13 protein-coding genes are annotated in these 15,775 nt (G+C 42.4%); 9 read left to right on the top strand and 4 right to left on the bottom strand.

Features of this window, described 5'->3' with window-relative positions:
• Positions 1-395 precede the first annotated feature (395 nt).
• Together rluA and VOI46_RS02520 are read left to right on the top strand one after the other, a co-directional pair.
• Entirely contained in the window at positions 396-1,049 is a 654-nt protein-coding gene (gene rluA, locus VOI46_RS02525) for a bifunctional tRNA pseudouridine(32) synthase/23S rRNA pseudouridine(746) synthase RluA (RefSeq protein WP_024031523.1), read from the top strand.
• 81 nt (positions 1,050-1,130) lie between these two features.
• Positions 1,131-2,087 carry a DUF3530 family protein gene (locus VOI46_RS02520; RefSeq protein WP_004585863.1) on the top strand — a complete coding sequence of 319 codons (957 nt, stop codon included), beginning with the start codon at positions 1,131-1,133 and terminating at the stop codon, positions 2,085-2,087.
• Here the strand turns inward: VOI46_RS02520 and djlA are convergent.
• The 3 genes from djlA to VOI46_RS02505 are packed head-to-tail and all read right to left on the bottom strand — an operon-like array spanning position 2,070 to position 4,608.
• Positions 2,070-2,930 carry a co-chaperone DjlA gene (gene djlA / locus VOI46_RS02515; RefSeq protein ID WP_004585862.1) on the bottom strand — a complete coding sequence of 287 codons (861 nt, stop codon included), beginning with the start codon at positions 2,928-2,930 and terminating at the stop codon, positions 2,070-2,072. The genes VOI46_RS02520 and djlA overlap by 18 nt on opposite strands.
• Before the next feature lie 17 nt (positions 2,931-2,947).
• On the bottom strand, positions 2,948-3,610 hold the full coding sequence (murU, locus tag VOI46_RS02510) for an N-acetylmuramate alpha-1-phosphate uridylyltransferase MurU (protein WP_004585861.1): 663 nt from the start codon (positions 3,608-3,610) through the stop codon (positions 2,948-2,950).
• Positions 3,607-4,608, bottom strand: coding sequence for a phosphotransferase (locus VOI46_RS02505; RefSeq protein WP_004585860.1), 1,002 nt, complete (start codon positions 4,606-4,608; stop codon positions 3,607-3,609). Before VOI46_RS02505 ends, murU begins: the two co-directional genes overlap by 4 nt.
• 101 nt (positions 4,609-4,709) lie before the next feature.
• Here VOI46_RS02505 and lptD point away from each other — a divergent pair, with 101 nt between their 5' ends.
• The 7 genes from lptD to VOI46_RS02470 all read left to right on the top strand — a co-directional run bounded on the left by lptD (position 4,710) and on the right by VOI46_RS02470 (position 13,479).
• Entirely contained in the window at positions 4,710-6,962 is a 2,253-nt protein-coding gene (gene lptD, locus VOI46_RS02500; protein WP_004585859.1) for an LPS assembly protein LptD, read from the top strand.
• A 92-nt stretch (positions 6,963-7,054) separates the two neighbouring features.
• On the top strand, positions 7,055-8,350 hold the full coding sequence (surA, locus tag VOI46_RS02495) for a peptidylprolyl isomerase SurA (protein WP_004585858.1): 1,296 nt from the start codon (positions 7,055-7,057) through the stop codon (positions 8,348-8,350).
• A 2-nt stretch (positions 8,351-8,352) separates the two neighbouring features.
• Positions 8,353-9,345, top strand: a complete 993-nt coding sequence (gene pdxA / locus VOI46_RS02490) for a 4-hydroxythreonine-4-phosphate dehydrogenase PdxA (protein ID WP_004585857.1) — start codon at positions 8,353-8,355, stop codon at positions 9,343-9,345.
• Positions 9,342-10,148, top strand: a complete 807-nt coding sequence (gene rsmA / locus VOI46_RS02485; protein WP_004585856.1) for a 16S rRNA (adenine(1518)-N(6)/adenine(1519)-N(6))-dimethyltransferase RsmA — start codon at positions 9,342-9,344, stop codon at positions 10,146-10,148. Before pdxA ends, rsmA begins: the two co-directional genes overlap by 4 nt.
• Entirely contained in the window at positions 10,132-10,521 is a 390-nt protein-coding gene (gene apaG / locus VOI46_RS02480; protein WP_004585855.1) for a Co2+/Mg2+ efflux protein ApaG, read from the top strand. Before rsmA ends, apaG begins: the two co-directional genes overlap by 17 nt.
• Positions 10,522-10,532: 11 nt before the next feature.
• On the top strand, positions 10,533-11,351 hold the full coding sequence (locus VOI46_RS02475; RefSeq protein ID WP_004585854.1) for a symmetrical bis(5'-nucleosyl)-tetraphosphatase: 819 nt from the start codon (positions 10,533-10,535) through the stop codon (positions 11,349-11,351).
• A 112-nt stretch (positions 11,352-11,463) separates the two neighbouring features.
• Positions 11,464-13,479 carry a methyl-accepting chemotaxis protein gene (locus VOI46_RS02470; RefSeq protein ID WP_004585853.1) on the top strand — a complete coding sequence of 672 codons (2,016 nt, stop codon included), beginning with the start codon at positions 11,464-11,466 and terminating at the stop codon, positions 13,477-13,479.
• A gap of 87 nt (positions 13,480-13,566) precedes the next feature.
• Here the strand turns inward: VOI46_RS02470 and VOI46_RS02465 are convergent, their stop codons facing one another.
• Positions 13,567-15,753, bottom strand: coding sequence for a YgiQ family radical SAM protein (locus tag VOI46_RS02465; RefSeq protein WP_004585852.1), 2,187 nt, complete (start codon positions 15,751-15,753; stop codon positions 13,567-13,569).
• Positions 15,754-15,775 lie beyond the last annotated feature (22 nt).

Raw genomic sequence — 15,775 nt, 5'->3', positions numbered from 1 at the left:
AATAAAGCCATTATTTCAATACCTATTCCTGTAACTCTATAATAAATGCTGTCTGAGCCACAAACGGCACGCCGATTGATCACTAAAACCGCTTTTTTTCTGAGTTAGCAAGCTTGCCATTTATTGCTTCTGCTCTTCTTGCACGGCGAATTAAATCATTCACCAATTCACTTTTATTTGTGTAATCCCCCCACGTTTTCAACGTAATTACGAAGCCATAAATCATTCTGTTCAGTAAGTGAAATACTTTGCCTTGCCATAATGTGTTCCTATAACTTAAAGCTGGTGCAGTTTTACTCCAGCATGAAAAATACGCAATTAAACTTTTATCTTTTCCTTGAGCCTTTGCTCTCGCTCCCCTAAAATAGCGCCCTGCAAAATTACTGAGGTCGGCCGTGTTAGTTAATTACAATCCCCCAATGAGTCCGTATTTAACAATACTGCACCAAGATGACGACTTGCTCATCGTTAATAAACCCAGCGAACTTTTAACCGTCCCAGGTAAAGATCCAAAACATGCCGATAGCTTAATTAATCGCGTTAACCGTGTTTTTCCTACAGCTAAAATAGTGCACCGCCTAGATATGGCAACGTCAGGCATACTTTGCCTTGCTATGAATAAGGCAGCTCATAGGCATTTAAGTATGCAGTTTCAAGAACGTGAAACTGCAAAACGCTATATTGCACGTGTTTACGGCCAACTTGAGCAAGATACCGGATCGGTTGATTTGCCACTTATCTGTGATTGGCCTAATCGCCCTAAGCAAATGGTTGATTATGAAAACGGTAAACCCTCGCTAACCCACTTTAAAATACTTGCACGAGAAGCGGGCGCAACACGTGTAGAGCTCACGCCAATTACGGGGCGCTCGCACCAATTACGCGTGCACATGCTAAGCCTTGGCCACCCAATACTGGGCGATAGACTTTATGCCCATAAAGAGGCCCTAGCCGCGGCGCCACGTTTACAACTACATGCGCAAATGTTGCAACTAAAACACCCCGTGACCGAGCAAGTACTGACCTTTGAGGTAGAGCCCGACTTTTAATAGGTAAAGCCCACAAAGTTAGTACTAAACTTTTACCTTAGCGCGCCGATACTTAGTTATTACTCACGTTTTGGGCTTACTATGATATTTGCGCAGCTAATCAAAAAAACGCTACAAAGTGTATGTTGTTGCTCTGCGTTATGCTTAAGCGCATATGCCAGTGCTGCAGAGCATATAGCCCCACCTTCTTTATCAAGTATCGAAAATAGCGATATAAAACGTCTACTACCCAATGATGAAGTTAAACCCATACTTGCTGGTGATACAGAGTTTTTAAGTTTGTATAGCGAATACATGAGCCGAGATTTTAGAGGTATTGTATTACTCATCCCTGATTGGAATTCTACCCCCACTAGCAATGCTGGCATGAGTTACCTGCGAAAAGAGCTTACTAATTTAGGTTACACAACCTACGCCATGACAGTACCCGATATAGATTGGCAAGCAAGTAACATGGCTTCACAAGCAGATACCCAATCAAGCACGCAATCAAGTACGCAAGCGCAAAATGAAGAGCCAACAAAAACGGCGCAAAGTAACAGCAACGGTGCTGTTACAACGGCTCAAGAGCCAGACTTTGTTAATGCCATTGATTTGGTGAGTAATGAGGTACTAAGTAATTATAAAACTAATTTAATAATGCGTTATGAGGCGCTCTATCAAAACGCGATGAGCGAGCCAAATAATATTGTCGTCATAGCACAAGGTACCAGTGCGGGAGTATTGCTAGAATACTATGCCGATTTTCCTGACTCGCGAATAGATGCGTTTATAAGCTTAAGTAGTTATTTACCTAATACACAGCGCAATAAAGGTTTAGCGCAAACCACATCGCTGGTAACTCCCGCCTTGCTTGATATTTACTATGCAAATGACAATACCGATATACTTATGAGCCTTAAAAACCGCCAGCGCTGGGTAAATCGAAATGCTAAATTTGATTACCGCCAGCGCCAACTCTTTGGCCTGCGCGATGCGCCAGAACAGCATGCACGGTTAACTAAAGTGATAGACGGTTTTTTACGCCGCCTTTTTTAAATACTCGTAAGCCGCTTGAATATCTTGGCTTTTTTTAACTGCTACTTCCATCATGTGTTTAGGCAGCCCTTGAGATACTAATTTATCAGGGTGATGCTGCGCCATTAATTTACGATACGCTACTTTAATATCTCGTTGCGTCGCGTCATTACTTAACCCTAATAAAGCCAAGGCCTGTGAGCGGTTCATGCTGTTATTAGGGGGCACATGATGACCAGAGCCTTCACGGTAACTGCTACTTTGACCTTGCTGCTGTTGCCTATACTGTTGTTGCTGCTGTCTAAAACTAAATTCAGCTTGGTAGCGCTTAAGAATAAAAGCAAAATGGGTTTTAGAAATCCCTAATTGCTTACTTACCTCTTGTAACAGCTGTTTTTCTTGCTCTGCGAGCACGCCATCAGAAAACGCCATTTGAATTTGAATTTCTAAAAACAGTTGCAGTAAGTCGTAACGTTTTGCAAAGCGTTCTTTAAAGTCGTGTACTGTTTCTTTAATCGAAAAGTCGCTGTCTTTACCTGATTGAAATGCATGCTGAGCTTCGCGGCGCTCATCGCCCTTTAGCCCCATTTCATCCATAAACATACTTGCCGCTTTTATATGCACCTCGCTTACGCGACCGTTCGACTTTGCAATATGCCCCATAACCGCAAAGCAGCTCGAAAAAAACAACGCTTGGCGCTCGTTTACATCATCACCTTTAAACAAACCTGAAAAGCCGCCGGCTTTATCAAAATCGTTTTTTAAGCTTTTATCAAATAAATGGCCGAGGTATAAACCTAAAATGGCGCCAAAAATTTTGCCAAACATAAAGCCAAAACAAAAACCGAGTATTTTTCCCCACATCTAATTAACTGCCTCTATTAAAGTGTGTTTTGTATGCGCTCGTTGAGCTGTGCGAGTCGCTGTGGTGTGCCTATATCGTCCCACTGACCAATATAAAGCTCAGTTGAGATAACTTGTTGGGCGAGTTTTTCTCGCAGTATTGGCCCAAGCGGGCGTATGCCAGGCTCTAAACCTTTAAAAAAATTAGCGTGGTAACGGCTAATCCCCGAAAATGTATACTTTTGACTCTCAGCCGATAAGTGACTTAACGCAAAATCCCCTTTTTCGTTATGAGGTGGGTTTTCTACTAACACTATGTGAGCCTCGCCGTCTTGCAGGTGCAACTGTGTAAGCGCACTCACATCGTAATCTGTAAATACATCGCCATTAATTACAATAAATTGCTCACCTAGTAATGGCAGCGCCTGAATAATTCCGCCTGCGGTTTCAAGGCCGCCCTCAGCCTCTTGGCTATATTCAATGCGCACACCAAACTCAGCACCATTTTTAAAATAGCTTTTTATTTTATCCCCTTGCCAAGCTAGGTTTATAACAATGTTAGTAATGCCAGCGGCTTTAAGGTTATTAATATGGTGCTCAATCAGCGGTTTACCCGCCACTTTTAGCATAGGTTTAGGCATAGCTTGTGTAAGCGGCATCATTCGCTGGCCGCGCCCGGCAGCTAAAATCATGGCTTTCATGTGCGCTCCTTAGCTAATTTTAGTGTTACCTGCGGTATTACAATGCTGCCTACCCACTCACTTAACGCTGCAAGCTCTGGATAGGTTTTAGCAACATCAACAATGTAATCCAACGTCGATAAAATATTATCAAGGTAACCGGTTTTGCCATCGCGTAAATAGAGCCGGCAAAATATTCCCGCTGCCTTTAAATGGCGCTGAATACCCGTTAAATCAAACCACTGTTTAAACTGCTCAAAAGAAGTATCTGTTATTAATTTTTGCGCTGTAAATTCTTCATACCCGTACTCAAGCAGCTGATTAAGCTGTGCTTGTGGCAACTTAAAGTAGCAATCACGTAGCAGCGACACTAAGTCATAGCACAGCGGCCCGCGCACGGCATCTTGGTAATCTATAATTGCCCACTGCTCATTGCTATACATAATATTACGGCTGTGATAATCACGATGAACCGTGACCGTAGGCTGCGCTAGCATAGCGTTCGTTAATAGCTCACAGCTTTGCTGCCAAAGCGTTTGTTGCTCATTACTCAATGTTAAGCCAATAAAATCAGTAACCAGCCATTGACTAAAAATATTCAGCTCAAGATGAATAAATTCTTTATTATAATTTTGCATAGCTGCTGATTCAGGGGTTTTGGCCCAGCTTGCCGCTAAACGGATTAATTGCTTGTAATATTCATCTCTATTTGATTCATCGAGCTTATCGGCTAAGTGTGTATTTCCTAAGTCACTTAACACAAAAAAGCCTTGTTCTTCATCGCTTGCAATTATTTCAGGCAATAAAAAGCCGTTGTCGGTGAATACTTTATTAAGAGAGATATACGGAGCGTTATTTACTTTTTGTGGGTCGGAGTCCATCACAATAAACGCTTTTCCGGCACAGCTTAAACGGTAATAACGGCGAAAGCTGGCATCCCCAGTAATGGCTACCAAGGAGTGTGGTTTAGCATCAAAGTGCGTATTTATAAATAGTTGTAAATTATCAAAGCGTGTCATTATATAAGATGTCTATTTTTATAGGTCAATTACTGTATTTGCCATTGTTTTCCTTTATTATGTCTAGCTTATAATAAACCAAAGAGCATTAAGGTCGATAAATGAGCAAAACCTGGGGCATATTGATGCTAGGCGTAATTAGCGCACCATCGCTTGCCGAAACTGAACTGGCACACAATTTATGTGGCATTTCAATGCAAACCAGAGCTTGGCAACCTCTACCAAATTTAGCGGTAGGATCGGTTGATATACAAGCTGACGATGTAGAGCTCCTAGGCACACAAAGCGCTGAATTTACCGGCAATGTTGATATTAACACCCTTGATATGAGTTTGTCCGCACAAACTGCGCTTATAGATAAACAGCGCGGTTTACTTAATGCAACAGGCCCTATTACTTATCAAGACCGTGTAAGCCAAGTAAACAGCTCAGGTTTAAATGCCGATTTAAATAATTCAGAAATAAGCCTACTAGGTGCCGATTACAGCTTAACAGCGCAACAAGGTAAAGGTGGCGCCGAAAAACTCACTGTCAACGAGTCTGGCTTATTGTTAATGAATGCAAGCTTTACTACTTGCCCAAGCGATACACCCGTGTGGGAAATAGAAGCCGACGAAATTAACCTCTCTCGTGAAGAAGGCTGGGGCGAAACCTATAACGCCGTTTTACGTATTCTTGATACCCCCGTTTTATATTTACCTTATTTCACGTTTCCGCTGGATGAGCGACGCAAGTCGGGCTTATTAACACCAAGTATTTCGAGCTCTGACCGTTACGGCCTTGAAACTGTTACGCCCTATTATTGGAATATTGCGCCTAATTTTGACGCCACTATTACACCACGTTATATGTCGCGCAAAGGCTTACAATTGCAAACCGAGTTTAGATACCTCACGGAGCAACATGAAGGCTTAGTCGGTATTGAATATTTAGATAGCGATGATTCGGAGCCAAGCCTTGATGAGCGCTATATGTTTCATTGGCAGCAACAAAGCTATTTAAGTGAAGACTGGCGCGCCAATATTGATATAACTAACGTCAGTGATGACAACTACATCACCGATTTAAGCTCTAATTACGCAAATAAAACCGATACCCAACTTTATCGTACCGGCTCTGTGACTCACCTTGGTGACACATGGCGTACCGATATTAAATTTCAAAACTTTGAAGTACTGGGCGATCACTTAGAGTCGTATGCCGCGGTTCCACAAATTAGCTTTACACAAACCGCCCCATGGCGTTTTGATAACTTTGACTTTAGTTTGTCGGGTGAAGTAAGCCACTTTACCAACGAATCTTCAGAAATTGCCATAGACAGTGCTACCCGTGTACACGTAGAGCCAAAAGCGCGCTTTAACTACGCAACACATGCGTGGTCGTTTCTCTCAGAAGTGAGCTTATTGCAAACTAACTACAAACAAAGTGGTAATTTAACGGGCACTCAATATAGCGATAGCGTTTCGCGTACCTTGCCAAAAGTACGTTTGTACTCGCAGCTTAACTTTGAACGTGACACCTCGACCTTTTTTGAAGATGGCATTCAAACTCTTGAGCCACAAATACAGTATTTATATACCCCTAATAAGGATCAATCTGAGATAGGTCTATTTGACACCACCCGCTTACAGGATGACTTTTTTGGCCTATTTAGAGATACGCGCTTTTCGGGTGTAGACCGTATAGCCGCAGCTAACCAATTTACGTTAGGTGCAACAACACGCTTATTTGATAATAAACACGAAGAAGTGTTTAACTTTAGCGCGGGTCAAATTTTTTACCTAAACGACTCGGCTAAACCTACCGAGCAAGATTTAGACTCAGAGACAAACTACAACGCCCTTTTTGCAGCGCAAACAATGCTACATTGGCACCGCCGTTGGTACCTCTCAGCGGGTATGCAATACGACACGGATGGTAAGCAAATGATCCAGTCAAATGTCACCCTCGATTACAAAGGTGACAATAATGAGCTAGTTCAATTGAACCATCGCTATGCAAATGATGTCTCAGGAAATACAATCGAGCAAACGGGTGTATTTACAAGTATCCCAATTAGTGAACAGTGGCAATTTATTGCAAGCTACCACCGGGACCTTGAAAATAATCGAAGCATCGAATTTTTAAGCGGATTACAGTATGAATCATGCTGTTGGGCAATCCAAATTACTGGTCACCGTCAGATTGAAACCGATTTAAATCAGTCTATCGGGCAGCAACAAGCCACTTTTGATTCAGGTATTAGTTTAAACTTTGTATTAAAAGGACTTGGCAGTAAGAGCCGTTACGATGCACAAAAATTATTACAACAAGGTATTTTTGGCTACCGTAGACCGTATTTTCTTAATAATTAAGGCAAACGAGCAATTAAGGTGATACTTTAAAGCCCTAAAATGCAGTACGCCCTGTTTTAAAGCAGTACTATTAGAAGAGTAGTAAAAAGAATATGAATTTAAAAAAACTATTATCAACAGCTATTTTAAGCTTAAGCTTATGCCATGGCGCATTTGCCGCCCCACAGGAAATCGACAAAGTAATTGGTGTTGTAAACCAAGGCGTAATTTTAAAAAGTGAAGTAGACACCATAATTAATCGTGTTAAAAAGCAAGCCGCAGAGCAAGGCCAACAACTTCCTAAAGACGAAACGCTTCGCGTACAAGCCGTTGAGCGTTTAGTTAACCAAACGCTTATGATGCAAATGGCTGAACGTATGGGCCTTGAAATTTCAGACAGCCAGTTAGACCAAACACTCGCGAATATGGCAAAAGATCAAGGCGGCAGCATTGCCGATCTTCGTCGTACCATTGAAGCCGCTGGCGAGAGCTTTCAAGCCTACCGCGAAGAAATTCGTAAAGAGATCACCACCCAACAGGTTACCCGTGCCAATGTAGATCGCCGAATCTATATTAGCCAACAAGAAGTAGATAACCTGTTAAAAATAATGGAAAGCCAAGGTCAAAACTCTGAAGAGTATGATATTGGCCACATCCTTATTGATATTCCTAACGATGCAACAGCAGATGAAATCACCAGTGCTAAAACACGTGCTGACAAAGTTATTGAGCTATTAAACGATGGCCAAGAGTTTAAACGCATCGCTATTTCATCATCAGGTGGTTCAAAAGCGCTTGAAGGCGGACAACTCGGTTATATGGGTATCAACGAAATGCCTTCGTTATTTGCCGAAGCTGTAAAAGGTCAAAAGAAAGGCGCTATTGTTGGCCCGCTTCGCTCGGGTGCTGGCTTTCATATAATTAAGGTTCAAGATGTACGTGGTCGCCAATTAGTAGAAACTACAGAAGTACGCTCACGCCATATTCTTATTAAGCCTTCAATTATTTTAAGTGAAGAAAAAGCACGTAGCATGCTAGCAGGATTTGCCAAAGATTTACGCGCAGGAAAAGCAGACTTTGCTGAGCTTGCTAAAGAATACTCAGAAGATCCAGGCTCAGCCCTTAAAGGCGGTGAGTATGATTGGACTGACCCTACAACGTATGTACCGGCGTTTAAAGATACTTTGTTATCACTTGATAAAAACCAAATTAGTGAACCATTTAGAACACAATTTGGTTGGCACATAGTACAACTTTTAGATAAACGTGTAGCAGATAAAACCGAGCTAGCTAAACGTAACCGTGCGCACGGCATGTTGTTTAATCGTAAATTTAAAGAAGAAAGTTTTAACTGGCAGCAAGAAATGCGCGAACAAGCCCATGTTGAAATTTTCCCTATAGACGAGTAATTATGACATTACGAATTGCAATTACCCCGGGTGAACCTGCGGGGATTGGCCCTGACTTGCTGCTGCAATTAGCGCAGCAACCATGGCAAGCTCAACTGGTCGCTATCGCCGACAAACAGTTATTAAAAGAACGCGCTCAACACTTGGGCCTTAATATTGAGCTAATTGATTTTGATGAAAATACCCCTGCAGCTATAGCGCCTGCAGGTAGCATGTATATTCACCAAGTAGATTTAGGCACTGACGTTAAGCTAGGTGAACTAGACGACTTAAATGGCCAATACGTGCTTGATACCTTACGTATTGCCAGCGAAAAAAATATGGACGGTACCTTTGATGCCGTTGTCACGGGCCCTGTTCACAAAGGGATTATTAATAAAGCCGGTATTTCCTTTAGTGGCCACACGGAGTACTTTGCTCAGCAATCGGGCACCTCTGATGTAGTAATGATGCTAGCAACTGAAGGCTTGCGTGTTGCCCTAGTAACAACGCATATACCACTGGCTTATGTATCGCGTGCAATTACACAAGAGCGCTTAACTAAAGTTATTAGTATTTTAAACCACGACTTACAAACTAAGTTTGGTATTGAGCAACCAAAAATTTTAGTGTGTGGATTAAACCCCCATGCCGGCGAAGACGGTCATTTAGGCACAGAAGAAATAGAAACAATTTCACCTACGCTTGAGCTTTTAAACAGCCAAGGCATGAATTTAATTGGTCCGCTTCCTGCCGATACCCTATTTCAGGATAAATACCTCTCTCAAGCCGATGCCGTGCTTGCTATGTATCACGATCAGGGTTTACCTGTGCTAAAATACAAGGGATTTGGTAACTCGGTAAATATAACCTTAGGTTTACCATTTATCCGCACTTCGGTCGATCACGGTACTGCGCTTGATTTAGCAGGCACCGGTGACGCTGAAGTTGGCAGTTTTGAATTAGCGATCCGCGAAGCAATTAAGCTCGCCCATGAAAAAGCACAGAATCAATGACCGATAAAGTACATTTAGGACACCGCGCCCGTAAACGTTTTGGGCAAAACTTTTTATTTGATGAATCTATCATTGATAAAATAGTGACTGCAATCGATCCTAAACCACAAGACAACCTAGTAGAGATTGGCCCAGGTTTAGGCGCAATTACCGAACCTGTTGCCGATTTAAGCGGCCAACTTACTGTTGTTGAGCTAGATAAAGACTTAGCTCAGCGTTTAATTGAGCACCCTTTTTTAGGTCCTAAATTAAACGTAAACCAAGGCGATGCAATGAAGTTTGACTTTGCAAGCCTAGTACGCGATGACAAAAAATTAAAAGTGTTTGGTAACCTGCCTTACAATATTTCTACGCCATTACTGTTTCATCTTTTTGAGTTTGCTGATCATATTGAGCACATGCACTTTATGCTGCAAAAAGAAGTAGTAAAACGTATGGTTGCAGGCCCAGGCAGCAAAACCTTTGGCCGCTTAAGTGTGATGACGCAATACTACTGCCACGCAATGCCCGTGGTTGAAGTACCGCCAGAGTGTTTTAAACCAGCACCTAAAGTAGACTCTGCGGTTATTCGTCTGATCCCTAAAAAAGCCGAGCAACGTACCGCTAAAAGCGTGAAAATTTTAAACACCGTGTGTTTAGAAGCCTTTAATCAACGCCGTAAAACATTGCGTAACAGCTTAGGCAACTTACTCACCGCAGATGAGCTTACCAGCATTGGTATTGATATTACTTTGCGTGCTGAAAGCCTAACGTTACAACAATTTATTGATATAGCTAATTGGATTTATGACAACAAGCAGTAATATTGGCTCTCCTGTAAAAGTCTCTGTAGAGACTTTTTATGTTGAAGGGCAATCTCAGCCTGAGCTAGAAAAGTACGTTTTTGCCTACTCAGTGACAATTAAAAACCACAGTCTTTGCAGCGCTACACTTTTGAGCCGTTATTGGTTGATCACCGATGCCAATGGTAAAGAAGTTGAAGTAGAAGGCGAAGGCGTTGTGGGCGAAACCCCCGTTATAGGCCCAGGCGAAACTTATAAATACACCAGTGGCGCAATATTGGACACCCCTGTTGGCACCATGCAGGGACACTACACACTGCGCAATGAGTTTGGCTCTGAGTTTGAAGCACCTATAAGCGTATTTCGTTTAGCGTGCCCTAACATTTTACATTAGTAAAAAGCGCCATGGCTGATTACGCAATTGGTGATTTACAAGGCTGCTTTAAAGAGTTTAGCCGCTTGCTCAAACGGGTTGACTTTAACCCAAGCAAAGATCACCTTTATTTAGTGGGCGATATCGTCGCACGTGGGCCGGACTCTCTGGCCTGCCTAGATTATATTTATCGCCATCAAGACAGCATGACTGTTACTTTAGGCAATCATGATTTACACATGGTTGCCTGTCATTATCTTAATAAGCCAATAAACCCCAAAGATAAACTCGGTGCTATTTTTGATAGTAAAAAGCTTCCTCACTATATCGCCTATTTGCAAACTCAGCCGCTTGCTATTTATTTAGCACAGCACCGCAGCTTTATATCGCATGCAGGGCTTAACCCTAATTGGTCTATAGAAAGCGCACTTGAACACGCACAGTTTGCTCAGCGTTGTTATCAATCGGCAAATGCTAAGCACTTTTTTGAAAAAATGTATCAGCCTCATCCCGCTATATGGCATGACGATTTAAACGAATTTGATAAGTTTAGGTACATTGTTAACTACTTTACCCGCATGCGCTTTTTAACCAGCAACAACACGTTAGAGCTTAGTGCGAAAGGCGCAATTAGCGATAATAAAACGTTAACAGCCTGGTTCACTCACCCTAATATAAAAGCATTAGAAAACAACCTTATATTTGGCCATTGGGCCGCTCTTGAAGGGGTTACTCAGCTCAATCACATACATGCGCTCGATACCGGATGCGTATGGGGCGGTGCTTTAACGATGATGGATTTGCAAACTAAGCAAAAAATAGTAGAAAAGCCGACGCTTTTATCTAAATAAACTGTAAAACCCCAGCACATATGTTAAATTTAAATTAATAGATATTAATTGCTTAACTTATTGGTTAAAAAGCCGATAAGATGTGATTGAAGTACTTTAATTGGAAATCCATATGAATCTGACAGTAAGCCAACGAATTTGGTGTGGTTTTATATTTATCACCTTATTACTCATAATCATTGGTGGTAACTCTTTAATAAAAATTGCGAGCATTGACCGCTCTACCCAGCAGGTAAACCAGTTATCACTGCCCGCGCTTAATAAAAGCTCAGAACTACAAGCTGAATTTATTTTAATGAGTAAAGCAGCCCAAGCTAGTTTTTATACCACCTCAAGCGCACAGCTCACCCCTATAAAACAAAAAGTACTTGAGCAAAAAGACAAATTCAACTCGCTGCACGCCGACCTTCAACGTGTAGTAAAAAACGATGCATCACTGAGTCAAAAAAGCCAAGCAGTAGAAAAAACCTACTTAAGCTTTTTAGGTACGGTCGAAAACCTATTAGCTGATAAAGATAAACAACTGGCACTTAATAAAACCCTCACAGCACAGCTTGAAACAATTGAGATTGCAGCTGAAGATGCCAATTCAGTCGTGCTTGATATCACAGATATTACTAACTTTGAGCAAAATCACCCACGCGCTTACCAAGCCGCCAATAACTTAGAAAACAACTTTATGTCTGTGGTGAGTAACAGTACCGATATGCTCACGGTTAAGACGACAAACACCTTAGATATTGTAAAAAATGAGCAAGCTTATTACCTTGACGAAGTAATTCGTACTTTAACGTTAATAAAGCCAGCTATAGAGCAAGATAACAACGACCTATACAGTGATTTACAAGCATACGTTGATACGCTGATAGAAAATATCAGCGGTAATAATAGCTTAGCGGCCAATAAGCAGCGCCTTATTGACGCTATCGCACTTACCGAAAAAGAACTTGCCCAATCAGAGCAAGCAACCACTATGGCACTGTCGCAAATTGATGATTTAGTAACACAAGCAAGTACTGTAGCTTACAAATTACAAGAAGGTGTTCGCGAGGATGTAGACTCAGCGACGCTCTGGACATGGGCAGGCATGATCATCGCAACGTTAATTGCAATTGCAATTGCGATTCTTACCGTTAATAGAATCACTAAGCCACTGGCTGAGGTTAATCGGATTTTAGATATTGTTGCCAGCGGTGATATGACCCAACGCTTAGATGACTCTGCAAAAGATGAATTTGGCGAGCTATCAAAAAGCTGTAACACCCTTATAGATAGCTTACGTAGCTTAATTAAAGGCATTATTTCACGCTCAACTCAATTAGCAGCGGCGTCTGAGCAAACATCGGCCATTACCGGTGAGTCAAGCCAAGCTATTCGTAACCAACAAGCACAAGTAGAGCAAGCGGCAACCGCCACAACCGAAATGAGCAGCACGTCGCAAACAGTAAGCAACAGCGCACAGCAGGCACTTAACGAAATAAAAAATGCCGATAAAGAAGCTGAACGTGTAAAAGGTATATCTCATCAAAACAAAGCCACTATTGAGCAACTTGCTCGCGAGGTGGACGATGCATCAGGTGTTATTAATAAGCTTCATCAAGACAGCGCATCTATAGGCAGTATTTTAGATGTAATACGCGGCATTGCAGAGCAAACCAACCTATTAGCACTTAACGCTGCAATTGAAGCAGCGCGTGCCGGTGAATATGGCCGAGGTTTTGCGGTAGTAGCGGATGAAGTACGCTCACTGGCAAGCAAAACGCAAGAGTCGACCCAAGAGATACAATCTATGATTGAATCGCTTCAAAGTGGCGCAGAAGCGGCTGTAACAGCAATGGATAAAGGTAAACAGCAAGCAGAATCATGTGTTGAACAAAGCGACTTAGCAAGCAGCGCATTAGACTCAATTACACTTGCCGTATCGCAAGCACACGATGTAAGTGAAGAAATCTCTACCGCAGCTCAAGAGCAACAACAAGTATCACAAGAAATTAGTGAACGTTTAGAATCTATTGTAGCCATAGCCGAGCAAACAGCTGAGGGGGCAAATCAAACAAACATTTCAAGCTCAGAAGTAGCCAAACTTGCTGAAGAGCTAAGAATATCGGTAGAAAACTTTAAGGTGTAATGTACACCTAACAGCAGTAAATTAACGCAATAAAAAAACCCGATACTGTTACTCAGTATCGGGTTTTTTATTTACTTGTTTTAACACTTAGCGAGAAGCACGCTGGCGATTGCCGCCCACTTTAGGTTTAGTGTTAGCCTTTTTAAATTGGCTAAACCCAGTATGGCGCGTTAAGGCTGGGCGCCCTCCTTTACCTTTACCAGCGCCTTTATGTGCTTTTTCATCGCGGCCTTCTTCTGGCACTAAGCAATTTGGGCCTTTACCAATTAAATTGGCTTTCCCCATACTACGCAGTGCATCGCGGATCATTGGCCAACCCGATGGATCGTGATAACGCAATATGGCTTTGTGTAAGCGACGTTGGCGCGCTCCTTTTGGCACAGGTACTTGCTCTTTGTTGTTTTTAATATTACGCAACGAGTTCATTTCTGTATGGTAAATGGTGGTTGCGTTGGCCATAGGCGACGGGTAAAAATTTTGTACTTGGTCTAACTTAAAGTCGTTAGATTTAAGCCACAATGCCATGTTAACCATGTCTTCGTCTTTGGTACCTGGGTGCGCTGAAATAAAGTACGGTATTAAATACTGCTTTTTACCCGCTTCTTTTGAGTACTTATCAAATAGCTCTTTAAATTGATCGTAGGCTCCCATGCCCGGCTTCATCATTTTAGACAAAGGGCCATCTTCTGTGTGCTCAGGGGCAATTTTTAAATAGCCACCCACATGATGCGTCACCAACTCTTTTACATAGCGAGGGTCTTGTACGGCTAGATCGTAACGAACGCCTGAGGCGATCAAAATCTTTTTAATGCCTTTCACTTCACGGGCTTTTTTGTATAAATCGATAGTAGGTGTATGGTCTGTGTCCATGTGCTTACATATATCAGGGTAAACACATGAAAGTCGTCTACAGGTACTTTCTGCTTTTTTGCTCGTACAGCGTAATTTATACATGTTGGCCGTTGGGCCACCTAAATCAGAAATAACACCGGTAAAACCAGGTACTTTATCTCTAATTTGTTCTATTTCATCAATAATCGACTCTTGCGAGCGACTTTGAATAATACGTCCTTCATGCTCGGTAATAGAACAGAACGAACAGCCACCAAAACAGCCACGCATAATATTAACCGACGTTTTAATCATATCGTAGGCTGGTATTTTTGCATCACCATAACTTGGGTGCGGTATACGCTGATAAGGCAAACCAAATACATCATCCATCTCATGGGTTTCGAGCGGAAATGCCGGCGGGTTAACCCAAATAGAGCGTTCGCCATGGCGCTGAAATAACGCACGAGCACAACCTGGATTGGTCTCTTGGTGCAAAATGCGCGAGGCATGAGCATAAAGCGGTTTATTAACGCTTACTTGCTCAAATGCAGGCAGTTTAACGTATGTTTTTTCCCACGGTTTAGGGCGCGCAGGCTGAATGGTAATGGGTTTAGCGGCCTCGGCTTTTAAATCAATACCGGCTTGCTTAAACTCTGATTTACTACACCCAACATCATCAGCCCCATAGGGGTTTGGGATAGGATCAATTTTGCCTATTTTATCAATCGCTGTTGAATCACTTCCGTGCCAGCCCGGTATTGGCTCTTTACGAATAACCGCTGTACCACGAATATCCTGAATTGTATCCATAGTTTCGCCAGCGGCTATACGGTGGGCTACTTCCACCAGCGGGCGCTCTGCATTACCATAAATAAGGATGTCGGCTTTGGCATCAAATAAAATACTACGGCGTACTTTTTCTTGCCAGTAGTCGTAATGAGCAATACGGCGCAAGCTTGCTTCAATACCACCAATAACAATAGGGACACCTTTGTAGGCTTCGCGTAAGCGCTGAGAGTAAATCATCACCGCACGGTCAGGGCGCTTGCCGCCCACATTACCTGGTGTATAGGCATCGTCATGGCGCATTCGTTTTTCTGCCGTGTAGCGGTTGATCATCGAATCCATGTTGCCGGCTGTTACACCAAAAAATAAGTTTGGTTTACCAAGCCCCATAAAGGCATCTTTTGATTGCCAATCTGGCTGAGCAATTATACCTACTCTAAAGCCTTGCGCTTCAAGTACACGGCCAATAACCGCCATACCAAAACTAGGGTGATCAACATAGGCATCGCCGCTAATAATTATAATGTCGCAGCTATCCCAGCCAAGAGCGTCCATTTCTTCGCGAGTGGTAGGTAAAAATGGGGCGGTGCCATAACATTCTGCCCAATATTTGGGGTATGAAAATAGCGCGCGTTCAGCTTTAAGGGAGCTCATAGTTTTGGCCGTAAAATAACAA

This window comes from Pseudoalteromonas sp. CuT4-3 (assembly GCF_035666335.1).
GTDB lineage: Bacteria > Pseudomonadota > Gammaproteobacteria > Enterobacterales > Alteromonadaceae > Pseudoalteromonas > Pseudoalteromonas atlantica.
This window is presented reverse-complemented; position numbering and strand designations above follow the sequence as displayed.